The organism is Streptomyces sp. NPDC059718 (genome assembly GCF_042733315.1).
GTDB lineage: Bacteria > Actinomycetota > Actinomycetes > Streptomycetales > Streptomycetaceae > Actinacidiphila.
Window position 1 is genome coordinate 97,422 of sequence record NZ_JBHWGA010000022.1, and the last position, 23,092, is coordinate 120,513.

The 23,092-nt window shown below is 69.0% G+C and carries 35 protein-coding genes and 1 pseudogene; 6 read left to right on the plus strand and 30 right to left on the minus strand.

Annotated elements, in window-relative coordinates:
• Window positions 1-663 precede the first annotated feature (663 nt).
• The 4 genes from ku (at window position 664) to ACFV3E_RS24720 (ending at window position 3,319) form a co-directional block, all read left to right on the plus strand.
• Window positions 664-1,422, plus strand: coding sequence for a non-homologous end joining protein Ku (gene ku, locus ACFV3E_RS24705; protein ID WP_500536610.1), 759 nt, complete (start codon window positions 664-666; stop codon window positions 1,420-1,422).
• Between the two features lie 24 nt (window positions 1,423-1,446).
• A complete protein-coding gene (locus tag ACFV3E_RS24710; RefSeq protein ID WP_500536611.1) occupies window positions 1,447-2,016 on the plus strand; it encodes a hypothetical protein in 570 nt (189 codons plus the stop codon).
• Between the two features lie 251 nt (window positions 2,017-2,267).
• Window positions 2,268-2,681: a hypothetical protein gene (locus tag ACFV3E_RS24715; RefSeq protein ID WP_500536612.1), complete on the plus strand. Its 414-nt coding sequence runs from the start codon at window positions 2,268-2,270 to the stop codon at window positions 2,679-2,681.
• A 203-nt stretch (window positions 2,682-2,884) separates the two neighbouring features.
• A complete protein-coding gene (locus ACFV3E_RS24720; protein ID WP_500536613.1) occupies window positions 2,885-3,319 on the plus strand; it encodes a DUF8453 domain-containing protein in 435 nt (144 codons plus the stop codon).
• Window positions 3,320-4,484: 1,165 nt separating this feature from the next.
• Here the strand turns inward: ACFV3E_RS24720 and ACFV3E_RS24725 are convergent.
• From ACFV3E_RS24725 to ACFV3E_RS24855, 27 genes and pseudogenes are all read right to left on the minus strand, one after another.
• A complete protein-coding gene (locus ACFV3E_RS24725; RefSeq protein WP_500536614.1) occupies window positions 4,485-5,300 on the minus strand; it encodes a hypothetical protein in 816 nt (271 codons plus the stop codon).
• Complete coding sequence (locus tag ACFV3E_RS24730) at window positions 5,300-5,650, minus strand: hypothetical protein (protein WP_500536615.1); 351 nt, start codon at window positions 5,648-5,650, stop codon at window positions 5,300-5,302. Before ACFV3E_RS24730 ends, ACFV3E_RS24725 begins: the two co-directional genes overlap by 1 nt.
• A 97-nt stretch (window positions 5,651-5,747) precedes the next feature.
• Window positions 5,748-5,933 (minus strand): hypothetical protein, encoded by a 186-nt coding sequence (locus ACFV3E_RS24735; protein ID WP_500536616.1) that lies wholly within the window; start codon window positions 5,931-5,933, stop codon window positions 5,748-5,750.
• Window positions 5,930-6,229, minus strand: coding sequence for a hypothetical protein (locus tag ACFV3E_RS24740; protein WP_500536617.1), 300 nt, complete (start codon window positions 6,227-6,229; stop codon window positions 5,930-5,932). The genes ACFV3E_RS24735 and ACFV3E_RS24740 overlap by 4 nt, the downstream gene beginning before the upstream one ends.
• 196 nt (window positions 6,230-6,425) lie before the next feature.
• Window positions 6,426-6,761, minus strand: a complete 336-nt coding sequence (locus ACFV3E_RS24745) for a response regulator transcription factor (RefSeq protein ID WP_500536618.1) — start codon at window positions 6,759-6,761, stop codon at window positions 6,426-6,428.
• Between the two features lie 60 nt (window positions 6,762-6,821).
• Complete coding sequence (locus tag ACFV3E_RS24750) at window positions 6,822-7,163, minus strand: hypothetical protein (protein ID WP_500536619.1); 342 nt, start codon at window positions 7,161-7,163, stop codon at window positions 6,822-6,824.
• A gap of 15 nt (window positions 7,164-7,178) precedes the next feature.
• Window positions 7,179-8,183 carry a helix-turn-helix domain-containing protein gene (locus tag ACFV3E_RS24755; protein WP_500536620.1) on the minus strand — a complete coding sequence of 335 codons (1,005 nt, stop codon included), beginning with the start codon at window positions 8,181-8,183 and terminating at the stop codon, window positions 7,179-7,181.
• 76 nt (window positions 8,184-8,259) lie between these two features.
• Window positions 8,260-8,700 (minus strand): hypothetical protein, encoded by a 441-nt coding sequence (locus ACFV3E_RS24760; protein WP_500536621.1) that lies wholly within the window; start codon window positions 8,698-8,700, stop codon window positions 8,260-8,262.
• A 41-nt stretch (window positions 8,701-8,741) separates the two neighbouring features.
• Window positions 8,742-8,960, minus strand: a complete 219-nt coding sequence (locus ACFV3E_RS24765; protein ID WP_500536622.1) for a hypothetical protein — start codon at window positions 8,958-8,960, stop codon at window positions 8,742-8,744.
• A pseudogene (locus ACFV3E_RS24770) lies at window positions 8,957-9,208 on the minus strand (WhiB family transcriptional regulator); the annotation flags it as partial. The pseudogene ACFV3E_RS24770 and the gene ACFV3E_RS24765, both read right to left, overlap by 4 nt.
• Before the next feature lie 176 nt (window positions 9,209-9,384).
• Window positions 9,385-10,146: a WhiB family transcriptional regulator gene (locus ACFV3E_RS24775; protein WP_500536623.1), complete on the minus strand. Its 762-nt coding sequence runs from the start codon at window positions 10,144-10,146 to the stop codon at window positions 9,385-9,387.
• Window positions 10,146-10,697, minus strand: coding sequence for a hypothetical protein (locus tag ACFV3E_RS24780; protein ID WP_500536624.1), 552 nt, complete (start codon window positions 10,695-10,697; stop codon window positions 10,146-10,148). The genes ACFV3E_RS24775 and ACFV3E_RS24780 overlap by 1 nt, the downstream gene beginning before the upstream one ends.
• Window positions 10,694-11,239 carry a RusA family crossover junction endodeoxyribonuclease gene (locus tag ACFV3E_RS24785; protein WP_500536625.1) on the minus strand — a complete coding sequence of 182 codons (546 nt, stop codon included), beginning with the start codon at window positions 11,237-11,239 and terminating at the stop codon, window positions 10,694-10,696. Before ACFV3E_RS24785 ends, ACFV3E_RS24780 begins: the two co-directional genes overlap by 4 nt.
• Window positions 11,236-11,589 (minus strand): hypothetical protein, encoded by a 354-nt coding sequence (locus ACFV3E_RS24790; protein ID WP_500536626.1) that lies wholly within the window; start codon window positions 11,587-11,589, stop codon window positions 11,236-11,238. Before ACFV3E_RS24790 ends, ACFV3E_RS24785 begins: the two co-directional genes overlap by 4 nt.
• Window positions 11,582-11,845 (minus strand): hypothetical protein, encoded by a 264-nt coding sequence (locus ACFV3E_RS24795; protein ID WP_500536627.1) that lies wholly within the window; start codon window positions 11,843-11,845, stop codon window positions 11,582-11,584. Before ACFV3E_RS24795 ends, ACFV3E_RS24790 begins: the two co-directional genes overlap by 8 nt.
• Window positions 11,842-12,174 (minus strand): hypothetical protein, encoded by a 333-nt coding sequence (locus ACFV3E_RS24800; protein ID WP_500536628.1) that lies wholly within the window; start codon window positions 12,172-12,174, stop codon window positions 11,842-11,844. The genes ACFV3E_RS24795 and ACFV3E_RS24800 overlap by 4 nt, the downstream gene beginning before the upstream one ends.
• Window positions 12,171-12,917, minus strand: coding sequence for an exonuclease domain-containing protein (locus ACFV3E_RS24805; RefSeq protein ID WP_500536629.1), 747 nt, complete (start codon window positions 12,915-12,917; stop codon window positions 12,171-12,173). Before ACFV3E_RS24805 ends, ACFV3E_RS24800 begins: the two co-directional genes overlap by 4 nt.
• Window positions 12,914-13,681 carry an ERF family protein gene (locus ACFV3E_RS24810; RefSeq protein WP_500536630.1) on the minus strand — a complete coding sequence of 256 codons (768 nt, stop codon included), beginning with the start codon at window positions 13,679-13,681 and terminating at the stop codon, window positions 12,914-12,916. The genes ACFV3E_RS24805 and ACFV3E_RS24810 overlap by 4 nt, the downstream gene beginning before the upstream one ends.
• Complete coding sequence (locus tag ACFV3E_RS24815) at window positions 13,678-14,730, minus strand: YqaJ viral recombinase family nuclease (RefSeq protein ID WP_500536631.1); 1,053 nt, start codon at window positions 14,728-14,730, stop codon at window positions 13,678-13,680. The genes ACFV3E_RS24810 and ACFV3E_RS24815 overlap by 4 nt, the downstream gene beginning before the upstream one ends.
• Window positions 14,730-14,954: a hypothetical protein gene (locus ACFV3E_RS24820; protein ID WP_500536632.1), complete on the minus strand. Its 225-nt coding sequence runs from the start codon at window positions 14,952-14,954 to the stop codon at window positions 14,730-14,732. The genes ACFV3E_RS24815 and ACFV3E_RS24820 overlap by 1 nt, the downstream gene beginning before the upstream one ends.
• Entirely contained in the window at window positions 14,947-15,609 is a 663-nt protein-coding gene (locus ACFV3E_RS24825; protein WP_500536633.1) for a hypothetical protein, read from the minus strand. The genes ACFV3E_RS24820 and ACFV3E_RS24825 overlap by 8 nt, the downstream gene beginning before the upstream one ends.
• Before the next feature lie 169 nt (window positions 15,610-15,778).
• Window positions 15,779-16,096: a hypothetical protein gene (locus ACFV3E_RS24830; RefSeq protein ID WP_500536634.1), complete on the minus strand. Its 318-nt coding sequence runs from the start codon at window positions 16,094-16,096 to the stop codon at window positions 15,779-15,781.
• Window positions 16,093-16,533, minus strand: coding sequence for a hypothetical protein (locus ACFV3E_RS24835; protein ID WP_500536635.1), 441 nt, complete (start codon window positions 16,531-16,533; stop codon window positions 16,093-16,095). The genes ACFV3E_RS24830 and ACFV3E_RS24835 overlap by 4 nt, the downstream gene beginning before the upstream one ends.
• The gene (locus ACFV3E_RS24840; RefSeq protein ID WP_500536636.1) at window positions 16,530-16,946 is read right to left on the minus strand and encodes a hypothetical protein; all 417 of its coding nucleotides are present in this window, start codon (window positions 16,944-16,946) and stop codon (window positions 16,530-16,532) included. The genes ACFV3E_RS24835 and ACFV3E_RS24840 overlap by 4 nt, the downstream gene beginning before the upstream one ends.
• Window positions 16,943-17,506, minus strand: a complete 564-nt coding sequence (locus ACFV3E_RS24845) for a DUF6197 family protein (protein ID WP_500536637.1) — start codon at window positions 17,504-17,506, stop codon at window positions 16,943-16,945. The genes ACFV3E_RS24840 and ACFV3E_RS24845 overlap by 4 nt, the downstream gene beginning before the upstream one ends.
• Window positions 17,507-17,606: 100 nt before the next feature.
• Window positions 17,607-17,876, minus strand: a complete 270-nt coding sequence (locus ACFV3E_RS24850; protein ID WP_500536638.1) for a hypothetical protein — start codon at window positions 17,874-17,876, stop codon at window positions 17,607-17,609.
• Entirely contained in the window at window positions 17,873-18,145 is a 273-nt protein-coding gene (locus tag ACFV3E_RS24855) for a hypothetical protein (RefSeq protein ID WP_500536639.1), read from the minus strand. Before ACFV3E_RS24855 ends, ACFV3E_RS24850 begins: the two co-directional genes overlap by 4 nt.
• Window positions 18,146-18,388: 243 nt before the next feature.
• On the opposite strand from ACFV3E_RS24855, the gene ACFV3E_RS24860 reads away from it, so the two are divergent.
• Both ACFV3E_RS24860 and ACFV3E_RS24865 read left to right on the plus strand, forming a co-directional pair.
• Entirely contained in the window at window positions 18,389-18,763 is a 375-nt protein-coding gene (locus ACFV3E_RS24860; RefSeq protein ID WP_500536640.1) for a hypothetical protein, read from the plus strand.
• 187 nt (window positions 18,764-18,950) lie between these two features.
• Entirely contained in the window at window positions 18,951-19,145 is a 195-nt protein-coding gene (locus ACFV3E_RS24865) for a hypothetical protein (protein ID WP_500536641.1), read from the plus strand.
• Window positions 19,146-19,204: 59 nt separating this feature from the next.
• On the opposite strand, the gene ACFV3E_RS24870 is transcribed toward ACFV3E_RS24865, so the two are convergent.
• The 3 genes from ACFV3E_RS24870 to ACFV3E_RS24880 all read right to left on the minus strand — a co-directional run bounded on the left by ACFV3E_RS24870 (window position 19,205) and on the right by ACFV3E_RS24880 (window position 23,012).
• Window positions 19,205-20,098 (minus strand): tyrosine-type recombinase/integrase, encoded by an 894-nt coding sequence (locus ACFV3E_RS24870; protein WP_500536642.1) that lies wholly within the window; start codon window positions 20,096-20,098, stop codon window positions 19,205-19,207.
• Window positions 20,099-20,214: 116 nt separating this feature from the next.
• Window positions 20,215-21,780 carry an RNA polymerase sigma factor gene (locus ACFV3E_RS24875; RefSeq protein WP_500536643.1) on the minus strand — a complete coding sequence of 522 codons (1,566 nt, stop codon included), beginning with the start codon at window positions 21,778-21,780 and terminating at the stop codon, window positions 20,215-20,217.
• A gap of 323 nt (window positions 21,781-22,103) precedes the next feature.
• Entirely contained in the window at window positions 22,104-23,012 is a 909-nt protein-coding gene (locus tag ACFV3E_RS24880) for a FadR/GntR family transcriptional regulator (RefSeq protein WP_499514465.1), read from the minus strand.
• Window positions 23,013-23,092: the final 80 nt, after the last annotated feature.

Below are 23,092 nucleotides of genomic sequence, written 5' to 3' on the forward strand. Positions count from 1 at the left end.
ACTCACACGGCCGGCCGGGCGGACGCTTGGGCGGCCCCGCCGCTGAACTCATGGGGAGGACGTTCGGCGGGACCGCGCCTCAGGGCCCGTCCGGCCAGCCGTGTGGACCACTCGCAAGGCCGGGCGGGCAGATGTGCGGCCCTGCCCTGGGGGCAGCTTTGGCAAGCGGTGGACAGGGCCACATCTCCAGCATGCGCCTGTAGCCAGAGCATGGCGAGGCCCCCGCCGCTCGCACGACGGGGGCCCTGCGCATGCCCGAGGGGCGTCGGTGGGATGGACGATCCCTCATGCACTGCGACCAGCCTCACCTCGTCAGGACACTGCTGCCAGGTGGGCGGTGCGTACGGGTGGTGAGCGGCCCCGCCGTGTGTGTGCGGCACAGGTCGGCGGGGCCGCGTCCGAGCGGCCCCGGCTCGGACAGAGCCGAGAGAACCTGCCGGGGACCGCGTTCCCGGGCGGCCCCACCTGGAACGTTTCTGTGGAGGTACGCCGGGCGAGGCCGCACTTCCACACTGCACCCCAACGGACCGCGGGGCATCCCGGCGGGATGGAGTACCGCGCACGTCATCACCCGCGAGGCATAGCGCCGCCGCTGCAGGCAGTGATCACCGCGCCGGAGTAGCACGCCAGGCGCTGGACTGCCCCCCAATGCACGCTGTCCCTATGCGCGCGATCTGGACTGGCTACATCAGCTTCGGCCTGGTCACGATCCCCGTGCAGCTCTACGCGGCGACCGAGGAGCACGGCGCCGGCTTCCACCAGGTCCACGCGAGCGACGGCGCCCGCATCCGGCACCGGCGGGTCTGTGAGCGCGAGGACGTCGAGGTCCCACAGTCGGAGATCGCGCGCGGCTGGGAGCGCCCGGACGGCCGGACGGTCGTCCTCCTCGAGGAAGACCTAGCCGCGCTGCCGCTGCCGACACGGAAGACTGTCGACGTCCTCGGCTTCGTCGACGACTGCGATGTCGACCCGGTCCTGTACGCGAAGCCGTACTGGGTTGGCGCCGCGTCCGAGCAGGGGCAGCGGCCATACGCGCTGCTCGTTGAGGCCCTGGCGCGGCATGGCACGGTGGCGGTGGCGAAGGTGACGCTGCGGACCCGGGAGCGGCTGGCGGTGTTGCGGCCGCGGCACGGGATGCTTGTGCTGCACACGCTGCTGTGGCCGGAGGAGATCCGCGAACCGGACGACCTGTCGAGCGCGGCCCCGGTGACCGAGCGGGAGTTGGAGCTCGCTGAGCTGCTGATGGACCAGCTGGCCGGGGTGGAGATCAGCGAGCTGCACGACGAGTACGCAGCGGCGCTAGAGCAGCTGGTGGTGGCGAAGATGAGCGGGGCCGAGGTTGAGGAGCCTGCAGAGCCGGTGCCGGCGGCGGATCTGATGGCGGCCTTGGAGGCGAGCATCCGGGCGGCTGGGCGCGACTGATCTCCAGTAGGGCATCATGCCGGGATGGATGAGGGGTTGGCCGCGCTGGTCGCGGGCCTTGCGGGTGCTCTGGGCGCCGCGGCGGGAGCGTACTTCACGGGGCGGGCCATGATCGCGCAGACGCGCAATCAGGCGAGCATCGAGCATGGCCACTGGGTTCGGGAGCAGCGCCGGGTTGCGTACTCGACGTTCTTGTCCGCATGGGACGGGTGCGACGAAGCCCTGCTGGCCTTGCGGGCACGTCCTCGGGCGCCCAGCGACTCTGCAGCACGAGAGCGGGATGTTGCGATCCTGGAAGCCACGCTGAACGTGGAGGACGGGGTGCTCAACGCACTGGCAACGACGGTGCGCGCCATGGAAGATATTTCGCTCCTTGGGCCGCCGTCCGTGGATGCCGCGGCAACGCATATGTGTCACGTCCTGGCTGGCAGGATCGAGCAGGTCAGGATCAGACTGAATCTCACCGAAGGCCCGCCAACGGAAGCTGAGTTCGCTGCAATCACAACGTCCGCAGCCAGACTGCCGTTCTTGACTGCGGCACGCCAGGCGCTGGGTAGGCCGCCAAGGTACGACGAAGGCTCCGGCCTGGGCTAGGCCGGAGCCTTCTTGCTGTCCTGCATCGCATCCGGCGGTGCACCCGGAGCCTGCCTGGGGCTCGCGCACGCCGAACGATCCTCAGACTGACACGTTTACCCCGCTCGATCTTGTGCGATCGGCGGTGCATGCCATCGCCAGCCGTCGGGGGCGGGCCTGAAGTGGATGAGCCAAGCACGCCCGCGGATACGCGTGTCCCAGATCGCACCGCTCTATGGCTATTTTAGCCACTGACAGGCCATCATCACGGCATGCAGCAAATACCCCCTGCGCCGGATCAGGATGCGCCGCAGCAGCAAAGGACGCGAATCCCCACTAGGTCGACTTCTCAGGAGCAGGCAGAGCGCCGGCGCAGTCTCATCTTCACACTGTGCGTGACCTGCGCATCCATAGAAGTGTTGGCGTCGTACACGCCCATCGTTATCGCTGCGTGGTCTAAAGATCCATGGATCATGAAAATCTTCGAAGACCACTTCGCTGCCGTCATAGGTCTGCCCTTGATCGCCCTACTTGCCTTCATCCTGGTGGTCCTCCTGGAGGCCCGCTTCGACAAGATCGAAATGGAGTTCTTCGGGGTCGTCAGATTCAAAGGCGCGTCCGGCCCAATCATTCTGTGGGGTTTCTGCTTCCTGCTGATGGCCACTGCCGTCAAGCTCCTATGGTGAGCGCCGAACGGCACCCGACCTCGGGGCCAGCTGGCATCGCCAGAGTTGGCACAACGACGAGCTGATACTCGTGAGGCGGGCCACACGGAGCCGGGCGAGCCGGTGGGTGCCGGCCATGGACTTGATGGCGGTGCCCGAAGCCAGCATCCGAGACGCTCAGGAGCACCGGGGCTGTTGTTGGCATGAGGGGCTAGGGTCCCCGCATGGACTGGGGAGACATACCGGCTTGGGCGGCCTTCGTTCTGGCGGCCGTGGCCACGGTGATCAGTGTGAAGGCGCGCAGCGACGGGAAGCGTGCGGCGGATGCCGCTGAAGGCGCCCTGGCGCTCCAGCGGGCGGAAGCGGAGGAGCGCCGCGAGGCAGCCCGTCCGAGGGCGGAGTTCACGCTGGAGCGCCGAAGCGTCAACGCCTTCACATTGCGCAACGTTGGGAGTGCCACTGCGGAGGGGGTGTCCGTCCTAGCGGACGGTCTCCCGCCGATCGTGCGTGAAGTCCCTCGGCAAGTGTCGCTGCAGCCAGGAGTGGGCCATGACTTCACCATGGCCGGGTCGTCCGACGGCCGTGTGCCCACGCACATCAGGGTCGTTTGGGACGGCCAGGAGGAGCCGGTCGCGTTGCCAGTCCAGACCTATCCGTAGGGAGTGGCCCCGCGAACCATCGGACAATGGCCCCGCCGGTCGCAGACTGACGGGGCCTCTGCACGTCTGTGGTCAGTCGCTGCTGCCGTGCACGACCAGGGCATAGACCTCAGCGAGGCTCTTCAGGCGAGCGATCTCGTGGTCGACGCCACGGCCCTCCTTCTTGACGGCCGTGACGTCCAGTCACCAGCCGTCGGGAGTCCCTACTCGTATCCGCAGTCCTTGATGGCGTGTATTTGCGGATCTTCGCCGATCAGGCCGTAGGCAGAGATGGCAGCAGAAGCCGGCCAGCCGTCATTAGTGCCTCTGGCCAGAGGTGCAAACGGCCTGCGAAGCCATGCAACGCCATCACGGTCCCTGAATCCGAGAGCTCCCTTGTCAGCGTCCAACCCAAGTCGGGACGTAGCCTTGAAATCCGGGTGCCGGCCTGTGGGGTCTGGACCCCGCCAGGTTGACTCATCCCCGGCTTGCGCCTTCCTGTAGCGCAATGACTTGGATTCGATCACCGTCTCAGAGCAGGGCGGGAGGCTTGACATGAGTACCTGGAAGGCAACCACCCTGCCGTTGGAGGACCCAGCGATGAAGCTGAGGTCCACATCTGTGACAGGGTCAGGAGACCTGTTCATCAGGTGAAGCCGGCGCGTGAAGTACCCGTTTCCATCGACCCAGTACGAAACTAGCGACGCCTGAGCGCGCCGCTGGTCCTCATCAACTCGCTTCCGCTCGTCGGCTTGCTCCCGCGACTGTTGCAACTGGTCCGCCGAAACCCGAGCGCTGTAGATGGTGCCGACACCCGTCGCCACCAGGCCAACCACGCTCGCCACGATGGTGACAACTGCACCGAGGGTGAGGAGGTTCAGGCCGCCAAGACGGCTCGCTTCGGACCCTTCGGCACGCCCCCTGGCTCGGACTCGGACTCGGTCAGGGCCAGGATGATGTCTGGCCAGGCGCCGTCTGTTTCGTCTTGACGTTTCACTTCCTGCCACGCGTCCCCCTCGGGTGTCTTACTGCATGAAGAGACGCACCACAGGCGCGGGAGGCTCCCACATAGGGGGTGGGTCGCAAGTCCTTTGCGTTGCTGGACAGGCCAGCGAGTCTCGCCGTCAGCCCCGAGCACACGAGAGCGGCCCCAGTGGGGCCGCTCTCGTGGCGTGGGGTGAGGCTGTCAGTGCTCCGCGGCAGTGAACCAGACGTCCCAGGGGTAGACCAGGCCGCGGGAGTGGAGGAAGGCCTTCCCGATCTCGCACAGTACAAGGAGCACCAGGCCGAACACCGCGGCCCATCCGATCTCTCCGCCGTGGCGGCGAAACCAGCCCGGGCGCTTGCCTTGGAGGGATTGAGCACCTTCTTGATCGCGACCCTCAAGCATCAAGTTTGGATCGGTGCCGTTGAGCCACTCACTCCAGTCCCTGAGGAGGTTGGAGGGCCATGTGGCAACAAAACTGGTCACGATGCGCCAAAATGACAGGTCCTCCTCCCGTCGGTAGGCAAACGACTCCAAGATGCCCGCTAGCCACGGCCGTCTGAACCTCGGGGGAAAAACCAAGGCTGGGACCAGGAACAGCGCCGTTCCACCCAGAGTGATCAGGGGCTCTGCCCAACGTTCCAACCGCCGTTCGAACCGTCCCATACGGAGCGCCGTGGAGATCAGCGTGACGGCGTAGGTGGGGTTACGCAACCAAACCACTTGCAGGGCCGACTGGGTAGCAGCTCCGGCGAGAGCAATCATGGCGGGAACCACTACGGGCAGACTCGGGAGGAGATAACTCAGACTTAAACAATTGATGACCGACAATGGCCCCCAGAACTTGAACGCCCTCACGAACTGATCGAGCGGCCTCCGAGATCCCATGACTGCAATGCGGCGGAGGGTTGCCTCATCCTCCCGACCCTCCACCAGATTCTTTCCAACCACGACTTTAAAGCTCTCAAGACGCCCCGTCGCAACGTTGGCAACCTGCGGCTCCGTGGAGTCTCCCATCACGGCCTCCCCTGATCGGGCTGGATGGGCGCCGAACCAGAAGCTGTGCCAAGAGCCCCAGAGAGACCGGACATCTTGCGGCGTCGAGCATCAATCTCCGCCAGTCGCTGCCGGACGGCAGGAAGCGACTCCGGATCGATGCGGTAGTAGACGCGGGGCGGGCGGGCGATCTTGCGAGGCTCCTCGCCCTCTTCTCGGGCGACTAGCCACCCGGCCTCGCACATGCGGCGGACGATCGGGTAGGTGGTACCCGGACCATAGCCCGTCGCCTTGGCGACCTCCAAGCCGAAGAACTCGGCTCCGGGGTCCTCTTGGTGACGCTGAACGACCCATCGGGCGATGTCTTCCATCGCTCGGGTCCATCGCTGAAAGCCAGTCATGTTCCCACCTTAGCCAATATAGCGGCGAAGGAATACTGTTCGCGAGCCGTGGTACGCCACAGCTAGCTCAGTCGATGAAGGCGGCAGCCGTCAGCAGCACGGCAATGACGGCGGCGATCAGCAGCCACGCGCCGACGGTGCGCCAGTGGCGGACCAGCTCGCAGACGGCGATCCAGGCCGCGAAGGTGAGGCAGCCGGCGAGGGGGATGCCGACGCAGATGAGGGCCATGAGGACGCCGGTGTCCTGGCTCATGTGGTCGACTCCGCCCAGGCGAACGGGCCCTCGGGGCCGTCCTGCTCGCACTCGATCGTGAGGAGCGGCAGGGGGATCGACGGCCGGGCGGCGGGCCGGAAGTGGATCACGCCTGCGGGCAGCTGGTCGTCGGGGACGAGGGGGAAGCCGCCGTACTCGCCGATCTCGCCGGTGGTGACGGGTTCGCCGAACCGTGCGCTGAGGGCGACGCGGAGGCTGGCGGTGAGCTCGTCGAGGGTGGCCGGGGTGGCGGCGATCTCTTCGGCCGGCGGGGTGTGGATCACGGTGCGGGTCATCGGGCGCGTCCTTTCCGGCGGAGCGCGCGGGCGATGGCGCGGCGCTGTCGACGGTTGAGGCGTGGCGGGCTGACGGGATGGAAGCCGAGCCAGGAGCTGTCCGGAACGACGACTTCGCCGCTCGAAACGACCTCGGTCTCCCAACTGGTGCCCGGGCGCGGGGTGCGCTCACCGCGGGGCATGGAACTGGGACCGGTCACGAGACGCCCCCAGCCGCGCCCTGAGCGCCTCCCAGACCCCCGGACACGTCTACGGACATCGACACGCCGCCCAACGTCTCAGACGGGCGCACAGCACCTCCACCCTCCCGGCCGCACATCGGACACCCACCCAGCACCAGACCCAGCTGCCGGCCGACCCGCACCGCATCGATCCGCCGCTCCACGTGCAGCTTCCGGAAGATCCGCCGCGCGTGGCTCTTGACCGTGTCGACGGTGACGCAGTGCTCACGGGCGATCTGCCCGTTGGACTTCCCTTCGGCCAGGCCGCGGAGGACACGGAGTTCGGAGGGGCTGAGGACGGGGCGGGTCATGGGGTTCTCCTTGCTGGTGGGGCGTCTCGTTGGCACGGGCATGGCGTTGGGGGGGCTGGATCAGCTGCAATCGGGGACGGCGAGCCAGCCGGGCGCGGAGGTGCTGGTGTAGCCGAGGGCGATGGCGGCGGCGAGCAGCTGGCGGTCCCAGTTGGCGATCTGGAAGGGGGTGGCGGTCTGCGGGGTGATGTGTTCGAACGTGCCGAGCTTGACCTCGTGCGACTTGGTGACGAGGAAGAAGAAGTCGCGGTCGTAGTCACCTGCGGAGAGCGTGCGGACGTCGGGGCAGTGGTCCTTGATCTTCGGCAGTTCCTCGTCTGCGTGCTCGCTCTCCTCCCACGGGTACCGGTCGGTGGTGACGTGGATGCCGTAGGCGAAGTAGGTGGCGTGGGACATGCCCATGGGTGGCTCCTTAAGTCAGGCGCTGGCCTTGTGGTCGTCGCGGGCTCGGTCGCAGGTGCGGCAGGGCTGGCCGGTGTCGATGTCGGTGCCGTCGTCGCAGCGGGGGCTGGTGCAGTCGTTGCGGAGGAGGGCGTGGGCGACGCCGAGGGGGCGGCGGATGCGACCGTCGGTTTGGGCGTCGTCGTAGCCGCGGAGGTGCCAGCGGTCGGTGGCGCGTGCGATTAGGCGGTCGGGGGTGAGGCCGCGTCCGAGTTCGCTGCGGATGGTGGCGTCGATCATGAGGGGGGTGTGGCGGGAGGTGTGGGCGAGTCCGGCGCGGACGGGGGCGGGGAGGCCGGCGACGACGCGGGCGATGTCGGCGGCGGGGATCTTTTCGTAGGGCTGGTCTGTTGGCGCGGCGGAGCCGCTGTCGGGGTCGCTGGTACTACCGGTGGTTGGCCTGCGGCCGTCAGGGGGTGAGGTTGCTGGTGGTTCTAGTGGTGGTTCATTGGTGGTTAGGGCGGCACTGAGTGCGTGACGTCCAGACGCAGAGTCCGTGACGTCACGTACTTGAGATGCGTGACGGCCGTACTCAGAGTCCGTGACATCGGCTTGTGTCACAGACTCTGCGTCCGTGACCGTCACGGGCTCTGCGTGCGTGACATCCCGCGCGCGGGACCTTCGCTTCCGCTCCGCGGCCGACGCCCTGTGAGCCTCCTCGTCGGCCTCCAGCTGAGCCCAGTCAAACTCCGGCCGCTTCAGCCGCATCATCAGCCGCCACCGGGTACGGCCCTGCACCTGCCCCTCCGGCTGGATGAGACCGCCCTTCTCCAGTCGGCGGAGGGCACGCTGCACCGTGGTGCGGTCGTAGCCGGTGCGGTACTGGAGCCTGAGCACCGAGGGATGGGCGCCGCTGCCGTCCTTGTGGGCGTGCTCGGCCAGCGCCTGGAGGACGTGCCGCGCCGTGGTGTCGGGCCTGCCCTTGTCGGTGAGGAGCATGGGGGCGTCGTCCATGGCCCACTTGACTGCCTCAGTGCTCACGGGGTCTCTTCTCTCGTGCGGGGGATCCGGCCGGAGGCGGCCCGGGGCGCCACGACCCGGGCCGCCAGGGCGCGTGTCAGCGGACGAACTCGGCGCGGCGCTTGGCTTCCTTCTCGGCCTCCTGCGCGCGGTACTCGGCCTCGGTGGGGTAGCCGGCGAACGCGGCGTCGAGGACCTTGCCGCCGTCGCGCATGCCGTTGCCGATCTCGTCGAGGGTTCCGTCCATGCGGCGGCGCCTCCACATGGCGCGCTTGGCCTCGAGGAGGGCGGCTGCTTCGTCGTCGTCGATGGCGACTTCGCAGCCGGTGACGCGGAGCTTGACCTGGGGCTTCTTGTCTTCGCCGTCGGCGTGGCCGGTGTAGGTGACGGAGGACAGTTCGACGATGGCGACGACGACGGTGCCGGGGTTCTCGAAGAGGCCGCGGCGCTGGTCGCGGGTGAGGGCCGCCTCGACGAAGGCGGCGCCAGCGTCGAGCTTGACCTCGGGGTTGACGTGATTGGGGAGCTGGATGCCCATGGTGTGGTGCCTTTCTGAGTTGGTTGTCAGGCGGTTGGTGGTCAGATGCCTTGGATGCGTTCGCTCGCGTAGGCCTCGGTGGCTTCGGCGGCCTGGCGGACGAGGGCTTCCTCGGCGCAGACCTTGTGGGATGGGGACCGCTTGGAGTCCCGAAGGTTCGTGGGCTTCCCGCAGTACCGGCACGGCCGCTGCGTCTCGGACCAGTGGCGGGAGTCCCGCCAGTCCAGGCAGATCCGCCGTTGCTGCGGCTGGCCGGTCACCGCTTGGCCGCCGTGCGATCCCGGGACGCCCGGCGCCGCATCGACCGCCGCTCGTCCTCCGACAAGCCACCCCACACGCCGGCCTCCTGCTTGGTCTCCAGCGCCCACGCCAGGCACCGCTCCATCACGGGGCAGCGGCGGCAGACGGCCTTGGCCTCCTCGATCTGCAGCAGGAACACCCCGGTGGTGCCGTCGGGGAAGAACAGGTCGGGGTTCTCCCGGCGGCACGCGGCGTGGCTGCGCCAGTCCTTCGCCTGCGCCTGGTCCGGCCGGGCACCGGTCGTTCGCGGGCTGTAGGCGTGGTGCTTGATGGGGCCGCCTGCCTCGGGGTCGCCGAAGGTCTGCCACCGCTTGTAGTGGGTGGGGCAGAGCTTGCGGGCCTTGCTGGTGCTGGGGCAGCCGTCGATGCGGCAGGGAAGGCGGGTCATCGGACTGCTCCCGTCGGGGTCTTGGTGCGCCGACGGCGTTGGTGGGCGTTCCAGCAGGTGGGGTCGATGGCTTCGCCGCGCTGCTCGTGGCGGCGGTAGGCCTCAGGGGTGCCGCAGTCGGGGGTCTTCGGTGTGGGTGTCTCGGATGCCGCGGTGACGGCGGCGGGGGTGCGGCCGATCGGCGGCAGCTCCTTCTCGCGCGGCGCCCGCTTGGGCGTACGCGGCCGGCCCGCGAACGGGCTGACGACCTGCCGGGCCTCGGTCCGCGGTCCGCGGGGCTCGATGCGGGCGGGCTGGATTGCGGACCAGGTCAGGTCCAGCTCGGTCTCGATCGCGGTGTGGGCCACGGTGCAGGGCCCGCAGGGGGTTTCGCCGAGTTCGAGGTGGCGGCGGTAGCCGGTTCGGGTGCCGCATTCGGAGTTCGGGTCCAGGTGCACGGTGGCCTCCTTCGTTTGCGGCTCGGGGTTCAGTGCCAGGGCGCTGGAGTCCAGGCCGACACGCTCACGGGGGGTCATGCCTCCGCGGATGCCGTGGCGGTGCCAGACGGCCTGGCTGCCGCCTTCGTTCTCCAGGGCATCGATGAGGCACTCAGTCCGGACGGGGCAGCCGCGGCAGATGTTCTTGGCGTAGTGGTCGTGGCCGCGGCCGGCTGCCTCGGGGAAGAACACCTCGATGTCCTCGCCGATGCAGGCTGCGCGCCTCTCCCACTCCGCGCGGGAGGAGAGGAGTTGCGCTGAGCGCTTGTGGTGGGCGCCCATCACGCCACCTCCGCCTCGTGGTGCTGCGCCGCCTTGCACGCGCCGCAGTAGGCCCGGGAGTCGGGCGTGTAGCGGACGTGCTCGCTCAGGTCGTGGCCGTTGATGCACTCGTCCTTCGGGGGGCGGCCGCCGCGGAGGTAGCGGAACTGCTCCCGGGTGCGCTGGCGGCCGGGTTCGTCATCGACGTGGGCGGGGGCGACGCAGTGCTGCAGGCCGCAGTCGGCGTAGACGTATCCCTCGGGTTCGCGGCCGGTGTGGATGCGGAAGGCGATGGCTGCGGGGCTGTAGGACTGCTCGCGGTAGCGCATGACAGGGGTGCGGCTGGTGGCCTGTCGTTCGCCGGTCCATTCGATGTGGCCGTCGTCGAGGGGCTGGGTGTTCGCGGTCCACTTCTCCTCGAGGGACAGGGCTTGCTGGACGACGTTGGGCAGACCGAGTTGCTGCCGGCGTGCGGCGACGCGCTTCTTGTCGCAGTGGAGTCGGGCGGCGATGGCGGTGTTGGAGAGGCCTTCGCGGAGGAGTTCGGTGATCTGGGCGCGGGTGGCATTCACAGGGCGGCTCCGGGTTCGAGCTGCCAGATGTGGATGACGGCGCCCGGGCTGCCGAGGACGTCGAGGCCGCCGGTCGCGTCATTGGCGTAGTGCTTGGCCAGGCGCCGGTACTCCACGACGCGGGCGTCGTCCTTCCAGACGATGCCGGTGAGGGCGTCCTCGGTGGAGCGCAGGAGCTTGGACAGGTCGGGGGTGGAGGCAGGGCGCCACATGAGGGTCTTGGACCACGGGGTCCCGGCCGGCCACCAGCTGGGCTTGCTGGCGGGGCGGTCACGGACGGTGAAGATCATCCATGCGGCGAGGGGGCCGTCGAGGGGGCGCCAGCCGGGGATGGCCTGGGTGGCGTCGAGGGCTGCCTGCTTGACGTCCTGGCGCCAGGGCTTGACCTTCTTGGACGATTCGATCATGACGCCGCCGCCGACGTGGCGCTTCGATCCCTGGGGGGCGGGGGCGCCGTGGACGGTGATGGTGACGTCGGGGTCGCCGGGCAGCCATCCGGGCACGGTGCGGCCGGGCATCGTCTCGGTGTCGAAGAGGCTCACTGCGCAGCCCCCTTGCGCACCGCGGACCGGACCGCGTTGTAGTCACGAACCGCGGCCAGGCACGCACGGCAGGCCTGCTCCCGCCGGTACCGGTGGGCCTTGTACCCGGCGAGGGTGCCGTGGGCGATCGGCTTCAGTCGGTCCGGGCGCGCGATGGGGGCCTTGGTCTGGGCCTTCCTGTACCGGGTGTTCGCGGCGCGGAAGGAGTCGCACGGCTGCTCCCGCAGGCGGGCGTGCCGCTGGTACCCGGCGGGCGTGCCGCACGCCGCGCGGGCTCCGGGTCCCCTGCGGGGGCGCAGCCCGAGGTCGGTGATGAGCTGCTCGAGCTGGTCGTCGCTGAGGTCAGGCATCGGGTCCTCCTGCCGGGATGTCGGCTCCGCAGTCGCAGCGGCCGGTGCCGTCGCGGTGCATCACGACGGCGCGGGTGCGCAGTTCGGCGGGGCAGTAGCGGAATGCGGTGGTCACCACGGCCCGGGGTGCGAACGCGGCGTGGCGGGCGCGCCGACGGGCGGGCCAGGTGCGGGCGACGTAGACCAGGGCGGCGACACTGGCCATGACGGCGGCGGCGCCGTACTGGCCGGGCTCGGTGGCGAGGGCGGCGATCACAGCTCACCTCTGGCGGCTGCCGCGTTGGCGCGGCGGGTCTTCTCGCGGTCGCCGGCGGCATCCAGGTCGCCCTCAGGGACACGGCCGGCGCCGATGGCGTCGTCGAGCTGCTGCGTGAGCCGCTTGATCGCCGTGTCCTTCGTGATGACCTGGCGTTCGAGGGTGAGGATGCGGTCGGCCATGTCGATCTCGCGGCGCTTGGCGACGGCCGGGTTGCGCTCGAGATCGGCGCACCGCTCCTTCAGCTCGTCGATCCGGGCGATGAGGCGCTCCTTGTCCTCGCGGAGCTTGGTGTTCTCGCGCTTCTCGCGGCGTCCGAGGAGGCTCATGCCTGTGCCTCCTCGGCGGGCAGCAGCGGCCACGAGCCGTCGATGACCTTGTTCGGGTCGCCGCCCTGCTCCGGGGTGGCCTTGGTGCGGAACCACTTCTGCAGCGAGGCCTGCTGCTCGGCGCGCCACTTCGCCTGTGACGCGTACAGTGCGCCCGGGCTGAGGGTGTCGAGCCGCGGGTACTTCGCGAACTGGGCCTCGGCGATCTCCAGGGCGGCGAGGGCGTCGGCCTTGGCCTCGTGCCAGTCGGTGATGGTGACGCCGTACCTCTCGCAGGTGGGCTTCAACTTCCGTGCGCCCGTGCCCTTGACGTACTTGTCCATCTGCTTGTCGATGACGATCGGGTCGACCAGCGTCACCGGGTCCTTGCCGAGCCGCTCGGCGATGGTGGGCAGGCCGTTGCGGAGCAGCTCGTAGTGGAGGATCGACCAGTCGAAGGACTGGTTGAACGCGACCAGCGGCATGCCGTGGGAGACGGCCGTGGTGATGTGGCTGGCCAGTTCCTCGAGGGCGGCCTTCGGCTGGACGCCTTCGGCCTGGGCCTTGGCGTCGTCGATGCCGTGGACCTCGGTGGTCTCCGGCGGGATGGGCACGCCTGGGTTGATGAGCCAGGAGAACGTGCGGTCCTCGCGGCCGGGGGCGCGGACGATGAACGCGGCGGTGACGATGCGGTCCTGGTAGACGCTGGTGCCGGTGGTCTCGGTGTCCCAGGCGGCCCGCCAGATGTTGGCGAAGGTGGTCACTGGCCACCGCCAGTGCGCTCCATGTACATCCGGCCACCGATCGAGTCCAGCGTCTCCTGGTCGCCGTTCTCGTTCTGCACCCGAGCGTTGAGCATGCGCAGCCCGTCCAGCTCCACGCGGATCTGCGACAGCCGGTCGGGGCTGGTCTTCGGGTCCAGGATCTCGTCGCGGTACGACTCCGCGCTGCGGGTCTGCGCCTCGCCCCGGTCGATGTACACCGAGTCGGGGTCCGGGTCGCCGGTCGGAACCATGCCGGCGGTCAGCAGCAGCACGCGCAGCGCCACCGACTGGGCCTTGGCCGTGCCCTTGTCCGCCGAGTCCAATGCCTCACCAGCGGACTTGGCGGTGAAGTTGTCGCCCTTCGGGCCGTAGATCGTCCAGGTGACGACGACGGTGCACTCGCGCTGGATCTTCTTGTTGCTGTTGGTGAAGTCCCGGTACGAAGCCTGCACGTCAGTCGGGATGACGAGGACGCCGTGGCGGCGCAGCACCGGAGCGAACGCGTTGACCGTGCGGTCGACGCCGCGGAAGTTGTAGCGGGTGCCGGCCGCGTTGTAGAGCTCGTTCTTGCCGATGGTCCGGATGTCGTCCATGACGCGGGACCAGGCGACGACGACGGGCACCTGCTCAGGTCCATCTGGGCCGGGGCCGTCGATGTCGATGTCGGGCAGCGGCTCAGCGGTAACAGCCGCGGGGGGCGGGGTGTAGGTGGGCGCGGGCTCGCCGCTGGCGGCGGCTTCGGCGCGCTCGGTGAGAGACGTCACGAGGTGAGCTCCTTCCGCACAGCGGACGGGATGGACAGGCGGTCGTGGGTCTTGTCGGTGACGCAGGCGGCGTAGGCCTCGGGGAACTCCTCGCGGAGCCGGGCCACATCGGTGGTCTCGCGGCTGGCCTGGTCGATGGAGTAGAAGACCTTGTCGTGGACGAGGGCGGCCTGAGAGTTGCCGAGGTGGGCGAGCATCCGCGCGTACGCGGCCTTCCGCTTCTTCTCGGCTTCGGCCTTCTCGGCGACGGCTTCGAGGTACTCGCGGACGTCGGCCTGGGCCTCGAAGTCGCGGTCGATCTCGACGTAGCCGTCCCGGTCGGGGTGCATCCGCTGGTACAGCTCGACGAGGGCGTCCGGTGGTTCCTCGCCGGTGATGGCTGGCGGGCGCCCCGTGAGGATGTGCTCGTGCCACAGCCGGGAGGCCTCGGCGTTGATGTAGGCGACGAGCTTGGTGTGGTCCTCGCGGCGGACGGTGAACAGGCGGGGGTCGTTGCCGCCGATCAGGCACATGATGTGGATGTGGTCCAGGCCGGTGACGAGGATCTGCCAGAGCACCTGGGCCAGGACGTCGTCGGGGGGTCCGTTGCGCCAGAACTTCGCGACGAATGCGTTGCGGCACTTCACTTCGACTGCGCACAGCGACCGTGTGTTGCGGTCGAAGGGGCACTCGGAGCAGAGCCGGTCCAGGCTGCACATCTGCCACGGGTCGTCGACGTTGGCGATGATGCCGACGCGCTGGACGACGGTGCGCTTGCGTCGGGCCCAGTCGAGGGCGAGGGGCTCCTCGAAGATCGTGCCGTAGTGCGCGGGCTCGGACCACGTGTCGTCGTGGGGGACCTCGCCGCGCTTGTCGTGGTAGATCCACTGCGGGGTGCGGAAGTTGGTCAGGTTGAGGACGGCGGGGATGTCGCTGGAGCCGATGCCTGCGCGGCGGGCCTCGAGCCACTGGTCGCGGGGTGCGGTGTGATCCAGGACGAGACGGCCGGTCGGGGTGACCCGGCCGCCGGCCGGAGCCGCGGGGGCTCCGGCCAGCGTGCTGATGGTCATCAGGCATCGACCTCCGGCCTGGTGTAGGCGCGGTTCCCGACCGCGGTGGCGGGCACGAGGACGCCGGCGCGGACCATGGCGCGCAGGTCCTTGCGGGCCGTGTTGCGGTGGCCGCTGAACCCGGCGGCGGCGTTGATGCCCATGGCGCGGGTGCTCGTCCAGGGGCCGGCCTGGCTCCTTATGGCGTCGGCGAGGACGGTGCGGCGGGTGGTGGGCTCAGGCACGGTGGGTTCCCCCTTCGGCGGTGGCGAGGGTGTAGTAACGGCCGCGGGGGCCGTCGTTGCGGGTGAGGTGGCCCTTGCGGTGGAGAAGGGCGAGGTCGCTGCGGAGGGCGGAGCGGTAGATGTGGCCGGGGTAGAGGCGCTTGTAGAGGGCGCGTACGCGGCCGGTGGTCCATTGGCCTCCGCGTTGGCGGATGGTGGTGAGGAGCGCCTGGCGTCGGTCGTCGGTGCGGGGCCGGAGCGGGGTCATAGGTTCGGGCTGCTCGGCGTACGCGGCCTGTTCGTCGGCTCGGTGTTCGGCGAGGACGCGGCGGAGTTCGTGGATGTTGCTGTGCTCGGCGATGACCCGGACGAGGCGGAGGAGGCCGCGGAGCATGGCGAGTTCGCCGTTATATGCCTCGACGACAAGGGGCTGGGTGGACTCGTCGGTCTGGGTGCCGGTGTCCTTCCCTCGCTCGTCGGCCATGCGGCGGAGCGTTTCGATGGCCTCGGTCCACGCTTCCGGCGCAGAGACCAGAGAGTCCTCCGGTCCCAGGGCGGCGAACGCGTTGGCGACTTCACGAAGCACCTCGGCGCGGTACCGGTTTGCCAGGCGGTGCGCCTTGGTTGCGTCCAGCCGCATCGACAGGGCCACGTGCAGGGCCATTCGGGCGGTCATGCGTTCACCGCCGACCTGGCCGGACGACGCGCAAACCCGTCCTCCAACGCCGTCTCCCACACAATGTCCTCAGCCACCACCGGGATCTCCCGAGCCGAACAACCCGGCTCGTGCTGCCCGGCCGGCATCTGGTCGCAGTCGTAGCCGTCACACGACGGCAGGCGGCGGCTCACTGGTCACTCCCGTGGTTGTCGTCGGCCCAGCGGCAGCGGTCGGAGCAGTACCCGACACGGCCAGTAGGGACAGGGCGGCCGCAGTCGCACATCGCGGCCAGATGGCAGGTGCCTTCGAACTCGGTGGCCGGTCCGGGGCGGCGGTGCGTTCCGGTGGGGAAGGGTTGCGGCCGGGTGAGGGCGCGGTGGGCTTCGGCGCCGGGGTCGGTCACGAGGGGCATGGCGGCGGTGTCGCGGTGGTTCATCGCGGCGCAGACCACGAGCCAGGCGAGGGGTACGGAGGTGGTGGCGGCGAGCCAGGTCAGGTCGCTCATGACGCGCCGCCCATCGGCGGGCCGGGGCAGGCGAGCGGCGGCTCGGCGGGGTCCTCCAGTTGGTGCCGCTGCGCCAGGAGTTCGGCCGCCGCATTGGGGTGCAACGCGTCCTCCAGCAGGTACGTGTCGACGCTGCTGTAGCCCTTGTCGATGGCCCGCTCCACCAGCGAGTGGACGTCCGCCCACTGGCCACGCTCCGCGTCACGCCACGCGATCCCGGCCTCCAACTCGACGATGCGCTCGTTCAGCCGCTGGATTTCCGGGCCCGCCGAAGCCATCACCGCGGCGATCTCCGGGTCCATCAGCAGGCCGCGCTCGGACAGCGCGGACACGATCGCGTCCGGGATGCCGTAGGCAGTGTCGGCGGACTGCAACGCGACGCGGGCCACCTGAAGCGCGGTCCGCTCGGCGGACGTCTGCTGGGCCGGCGCGCTCACAGCGCACCGTCCGGCGTGAAGCCGAGGCCGGCGGCGAACGCCTCCACCTTCGGCGTTCCGTAGGGCGCGTACTCCGCCGCGTCCATCGCAGCGACCACGTCGTCGAGGCCCATCAGCCACGCGTACTCACGCAGCTTGATCACCGAGCGCTCGGCGGAGATCCCCCGCTCGTCCTCGATCTTCCCGAGGGCGAAGACGTAGTAGGCGTGCGCCGCGTCATGTACCTTCGCCGGGTCCTCTGCGTACTCGGTCCACTGCTCGGCGGTGAAGTTGTCGTGCAGGAAGGGCCGGGCGTGGTCGTAGTCGACGTACGCGAGGAGGACTTCCTGCGACCAGCCGAACATGTCGTCGGCGGACTGGGCACGGGCGATGATGTCGTCCTGGCTGCGGGCCACGGTCTGCTGAGCGCTCACGCCGCACCACCCAGCACCGCACCAAACCGGAACGCCAGCTCACCCAGACCCGCGAACATCGAAGCCGGGGCGTCGTGTACACCCGCCACCACGTACTGCGGCTCGCCCTCCGCCGGAATCGACGACAGCTCCCACTCCGTGCCATCCGACGTGACCAGGTGCACCGGCACCACCGCGGCGTGCACGGCCTCCACGGCCTGCGCCGCGAGCAGCAGCTGCTCAACGACCTCCTCGACCTCGCGGCCAACGACGTCACCCCACGCGGCGACGTGGCACTCCAGGCTCATCTCGTCGCGCCAGTACGGGGGCTCGTCGTTCACCGGCAGCCGGTCGGCGAGGAACTCGATCGCGGCCGTCGACTTGGGGCCAAACCGCTGCGGGTGGCCCTGCTCGGCGCAACGCAGCGCCGCCACCATCGACATGGGGCGCTCGTGCGGCAGCGCGTGGAGGACCCGGTTGAACGGGTCGGGGATGTAGTCGCCCTGGTGGTGCCCGTTCGCGGCGATGAGGTCAGCCGCACTTCGGAACAACGGGGCGAGGTCGGTAACCTGTGGGCTCACGGTGAGCCTCCGTCTCTTAGGTGCTGAGGTGATCCGTGTGGGGTCGCATCCGGACTGCCTTCCGGGGCGGCCCCTCCTGCTGTGGGGGGAGGCCGGCTACTTACGCCGGCTGCTTGCGGTGCGCCGCCTTCTTGCGGCGGGCCGTCGCCGCGGCGAGCCGCATGCGGGCCATCGCCGCTTCCTTGAGCTGCTCCGCGACCTGGGCGATCTGCTGCTCGGTTGCGTCGGGGTGCATCTCGCGGGCCTGGGCGAAGTACTTCGCTTCCTTCGCGCGGCGGGCTGCTTCGGTGCGGGCGGTCCGGTCGATCGTGTTGGCCCAGCTGACTCGGGCTCCGAGCTCGGCCCTTGCCTGGCGCTCCTCGGGGCTCATGTGGGGGGATCTCCTTTGGTGTCGATGTCCGTAGACGTAGACATAGATGGCGTGAAAATCGCCTTGCGTCGTACGCCGACAGCCTCCGCGGTTGCGGTGGCCTGGGGTTCGGTCACTCGCTTCGAGTGGCCGTTGGTCATGCGGTTCACCTTGCTTTTGCTGAGGCCTGCCGCGGCAGCCAGGCTGCGCGCCGTGTGGCGGGTCCCTCCCTTGTCGGGGCATCTCATCAGCCGTCTTAGGAGATCGCCGTCGATCAGGTCGTAGTTCATGTACATCCCCGCGCTGTCCGCGTCTGTAGACGTAGACAGCTAAGCACAGAAGACGCGCGGGAGTCCAGCCCTCCGCGCGTAAACCTCACTTGTCCCAGCTACTAGTCAGTTTCCGGACGCTTTTCCCAGGTCGCATAGTCGAACGTGGATACGTTCGTGGACAATGACTGCGTGCCAGAGGGGTAACCTGCCACCGGGCGACGCCGACACGCCCGGACCCCTCAGCCGGTTATGGAGCCCTCGATGACGCAGCCAGCGGAAACGCAGCCAGAGACGCTAACTCAGCTCGTATCCGAACGCGTCGCAGCAACGGGCATGACATGGCGCCAGGTCGGCGAACGCGCGGTTGACCCGGTCACGGGTTACCGGCCGGCAAAGGACACCGTCTGGAAGATCGCTCGAGGGGTCGACGTCAAGATCAGCCCGGAGCTTGTCCGTGCCGTAGCGGCCGGCGTCGGCGTCCCCCAGGAGCGGGCTGCGCGGGCAGCTGCCCTCCAGTACACGGGCTACGTCGCGACCGAGCTCGGCGGCGGCGTTGTCCTGCACGATCCCGAGGCTGAAGCCGACTCGCTCGCATCTCGGTCTTACCTGGACAGGTGGGACGAAGAGCAAAGTTGACGGGCAGAGTGCAACCCTTGCGGGGTGTAACGAGTCTTCTGAGGGACAAGAATCGGTCAAGCGGATTCTCCGGTTTCACTATGTGATAGCGGTGTGAAGACGTAGAGTCATGCGTACCTCGCCACGACCGAACGTGTGTGCGATTAAGCTTGCCTTGAATCGCACAGCGTGGACAAGGGGGTCTCGCGTGACCAGTGTGATCGTCGAAGAGGGGGACATCCTTGACCCGGGCCAGCTGATGGTCTTCAAGGACTTCGGGTCCACGATCCGCATGGCGTACAACCCCCGCAGGCTCACCGAGGGCCAGGCCCTCACCCTCCTGCGGGCCAGCATCCCCAGGCTGAGCGGGATGCACCAGGTGACCCACCCCGCTGGAGCCTGAGCAGGCGCACTCGGACAGGGCCGGCACCCACACACTGGCCGGCCCGTCCGTGCCTGCGACTACAGATCCCCCAGCTGCAGCCGCCGCGCTTCATCTGCGGCGCGCTTCTCCGAGCTAGCCTTCGTGTACCGGTCGATCATGTCGCGGCGTGACCACCCCGCCATCGCCATGAGCCCACCCTCCGATCCACCGGCCGCGAGCCACCGGCCGGCCGCCGTGTGCCGCAGCACGTGCGGGTGGAAGTCCTCGATCCTGGCCACCTCTCCGCGCCACACGAGGGTGTCGTACAGGGCGTAGTAGGAGAAGCCCTTGCCTCGGTCCCCCAGCCACAGAACCGCCGTGCTGGCGAGGCGGTGGGCGCGACGGGTGCGGAGGTAGCGGTCGATGGCCCGGCAGGTCTGCGGCCCGATCGGCACCGTGCGGCCCTTGCCGCCCTTGCCCCGGCGGACCACTGCGGTGCCCTCCTTGAGGCTGATGTCGTCGGTCTCCATTGCGACGACCTCCCCGGCCCGGGCACCGGTCTCGATCATCAGGCGGACGATCGCCTCGTCCCTCCTGTCTCTCAAGTCGTTGCCCTTGCAGGCCGCGATCAGAGCCTTGAGCTGATCCTCGGATAGCTCAGGGACAACTTTGCTATCGAGTCTCGGTGGCTTGAGGCCGGCCAAGTCGTCGTGCGGGATCTCGCCCTCGGCGGCCAGCCAGGCGGAGAACCGGCGGAGGGACAGCTGCCGGGACCGGGCGGTGGCGTCGGATGCCTTGCGGTCCAGGAGGGCGACGACGAACGCGTTGACCGTGTGCTTCTGCAGCTCCGGCTCGAGGTCCTCTTCCTCGCACCAGCGGAGGAAGGCCCGCACGCCGTCACCGTACGTCTTCACGGTCTGGGCCGACTTCCGTTCGGCTCGCAGGTTCAGGAGCCAGGAGTCGAGCAGGGCCAACAGGTCTTCCGGTGTCACGGTCCCCCCAAGCACGGCTGCGAAGCGCGATATCTGGGTTAGCGCTTCTGTGCTTAGACATGAAACCGCCCCTGACCGACGAAAGCAATGGTCAGGGGCGGTTCTAGCAGGTGCGATCAGTCAAGATAGTCGCGGAGCACCTGGGAACGCGAGGGATGACGCAGCTTGGACATGGTCTTGGACTCGATCTGGCGGATGCGCTCACGGGTGACCCCGTACACCTTGCCGATCTCGTCCAGCGTCTTCGGCTGGCCGTCGGTGAGGCCGAAGCGCATGGAGACCACGCCCGCCTCGCGCTCACTGAGCGTGTCGAGCACCGAGTGCAGCTGCTCCTGCAGCAGCGTGAAGCTGACCGCGTCGGCCGGCACGACGGCCTCGGAGTCCTCGATGAGGTCACCGAACTCGCTGTCGCCGTCCTCGCCGAGCGGGGTGTGCAGCGAGATGGGCTCGCGGCCGTACTTCTGGACCTCGATGACCTTCTCCGGGGTCATGTCGAGTTCCTTGGCCAGCTCCTCCGGGGTGGGCTCGCGGCCCAGGTCCTGGAGCATCTGGCGCTGGACGCGGGCCAGCTTGTTGATGACCTCGACCATGTGCACCGGGATGCGGATGGTGCGGGCCTGGTCGGCCATCGCGCGGGTGATCGCCTGACGGATCCACCACGTCGCGTACGTCGAGAACTTGAAGCCCTTGGTGTAGTCGAACTTCTCGACCGCACGGATCAGACCGAGGTTGCCCTCCTGGATCAGGTCCAGGAAGAGCATGCCGCGGCCGGTGTAACGCTTGGCCAGCGAGACCACCAGACGGAGGTTGGCCTCCAGGAGGTGGTTCTTGGCCCAGCGGCCGTCCTCGGCGATGATCTCCAGCTCGCGCTTGAGCTTGGGGGCGAGCTTGTCGGCCTGGGCCAGCTTGTCCTCGGCGAACAGACCGGCCTCGATGCGCTTGGCGAGCTCCACCTCCTGCTCGGCGTTGAGCAGCGGGACCTTGCCGATCTGCTTGAGGTAGTCCTTCACCGGGTCGGCGGTGGCGCCGGCCGCGGCGACCTGCTGCGCGGGCGCGTCGTCCTCGTCCTCGTCGGACAGCACGAAGCTCTCCGCCTCGGCCTCGGCGGGGACGTCCTCGTCCTTGCCGGGGGCGGCGTCCTCGATGAGCTCCTCGCCCTCGACGAGCTCGTCGTCCTTCTTGGTCTTGGTCGCGGTGGTCTTCTTCGCCGCGGTCTTCTTGGCGGTCGCGGTGGTCTTCTTCGCCGCAGTCTTCTTGGCGACGGCCTTCTTCGCGGATGCCACGGCATCGTCCTCCGGCTCCGCCACGGGCTCCGCCGCCATGGTGGGGGCGGAGGCCGCGGTGGTCTTGGCAGCGACGGTCTTCTTGACCGGGGCGGCCTTGGTGGCGACGGTCTTGGTGGCAGTACGCTTCGCCGGGCTCTTGGCTGCGACGCTCTTACGGGTGCGCTTGGGCGCCTCGGCGGCACTCACCATCAGCGTCACACCCTCCTCGTCGAGGACCTGGTTGAGGCTGCGCAGAACGTTCTTCCACTGGGTTGCCGGGATCTGGTCCGCTTCGAAGGCTCGGCGCACGTCGTCGCCGGCGATCTGACCCTGAGCCTTACCCCGCTCGATGAGCGCCATCAGAGACTCGGACTCGGCGATCTCCGGCGGGAGCGTACGGGATGTGCTGGCCGACACGAACAACCTCTCGGAACGATGGAAAACGACTACGGTGGGAACCGCTCAGCAACTCAGCGTCATGTTCGTCGCGGATATTCCTCGCACGGCCGCCACCTCTATGCTCATCGCGCTGCCGCCGAGAGCGTTACGCCCGGCCGTACGTGGGCCGGGTCACACCCCGGATCGGCACCAAACCGTCGATAGCGGGACACTCCCCGTGCACGCCACGACCATGCCCGGTCGGATGCGGGCGTCAAACATGACGGACGGCTCCGCCGCCGGGCCCGGAGGGCGTGGGCCGGCGGCGGAAGTCAGTGCCGTCTCGTGCTGCGCGGGAGCGGTCAGTGCTCCCGGGGGGCGGGGACGACGTGGTCCGTCGAGCCGCCGGCACCCGGGTCGGGGTGGGCGGCGAGCAGCTGGCGCATGGCGGTCTCCGCCTCGGCACCGTCGGAGGCGGCCAGCGCCTCGACGACCCGCGTGTGCAGGGCCACCGAGTGTTCACCGGGGCGCTCGCAGCCGGTGACGGGGCCGCCGGAGACCTGCAGGGCGGAGGAGACGATGCCGGAGAGGTGCTCCAGCATCCGGTTGCCCGCGACCTGCAGCAGCAGGGCGTGGAACTCGGCGTCCGCCCGGGAGAAGGTGAGGCCGTCACCCTGTCCCACGGCGTGGGACATGATGTCGGTCATGTCGACGAGGCGCTGCTGGACGTCCTCCCGGCCGTGACCCGCCGCGAGGCGCGCGGCGAGGGGCTCGATCGTCCAGCGCAGTTCGAACAGCTCCCGACGCTGGTCGTCGCGCTGCGGGCCGAAGGCCCGCCATTCGATGATGTCGGGGTCGAGCAGGTTCCAGTCGCTGACCGGGCGGACCCGGGTGCCGACGTTGGGCCGGGCGCTGACGAGGCCCTTGGCCTCCAGCACCCGCAGCGACTCGCGGACGACGGTACGGGAGACCTCGAAACGCTGGCCGATCTCCTCGGGGACGAGCGGGCGGTCGGCCCCGAGATCGCCGGAGACGATCATCTGGCCGAGTTGCTGGACGAGTTGGCCGTGCAGCCCGCGGCCACGGCTCCCGGCGGCGCGGCGGCCGACCCGGCCCATGTCGGTGTCGCCACCGTCCCAGGAGGGTGCGGGACCGGGGCGGTCGAGGCCGACGGGGGCGTCGGCGTACGGATAGCGGTCGATGTCCCCGCCGCCGAGACTCGGGTCGGCGGGGCGGGCCGCGGTCATCATGGTGTGCGCAAGGGTACTCACGCATCATTTGTCGGCGATGGCGCGGGAGGCCTTGAGGGCTTTCCTGAAAAGCACACGAAAGGGTGAGCACTCATCACCTG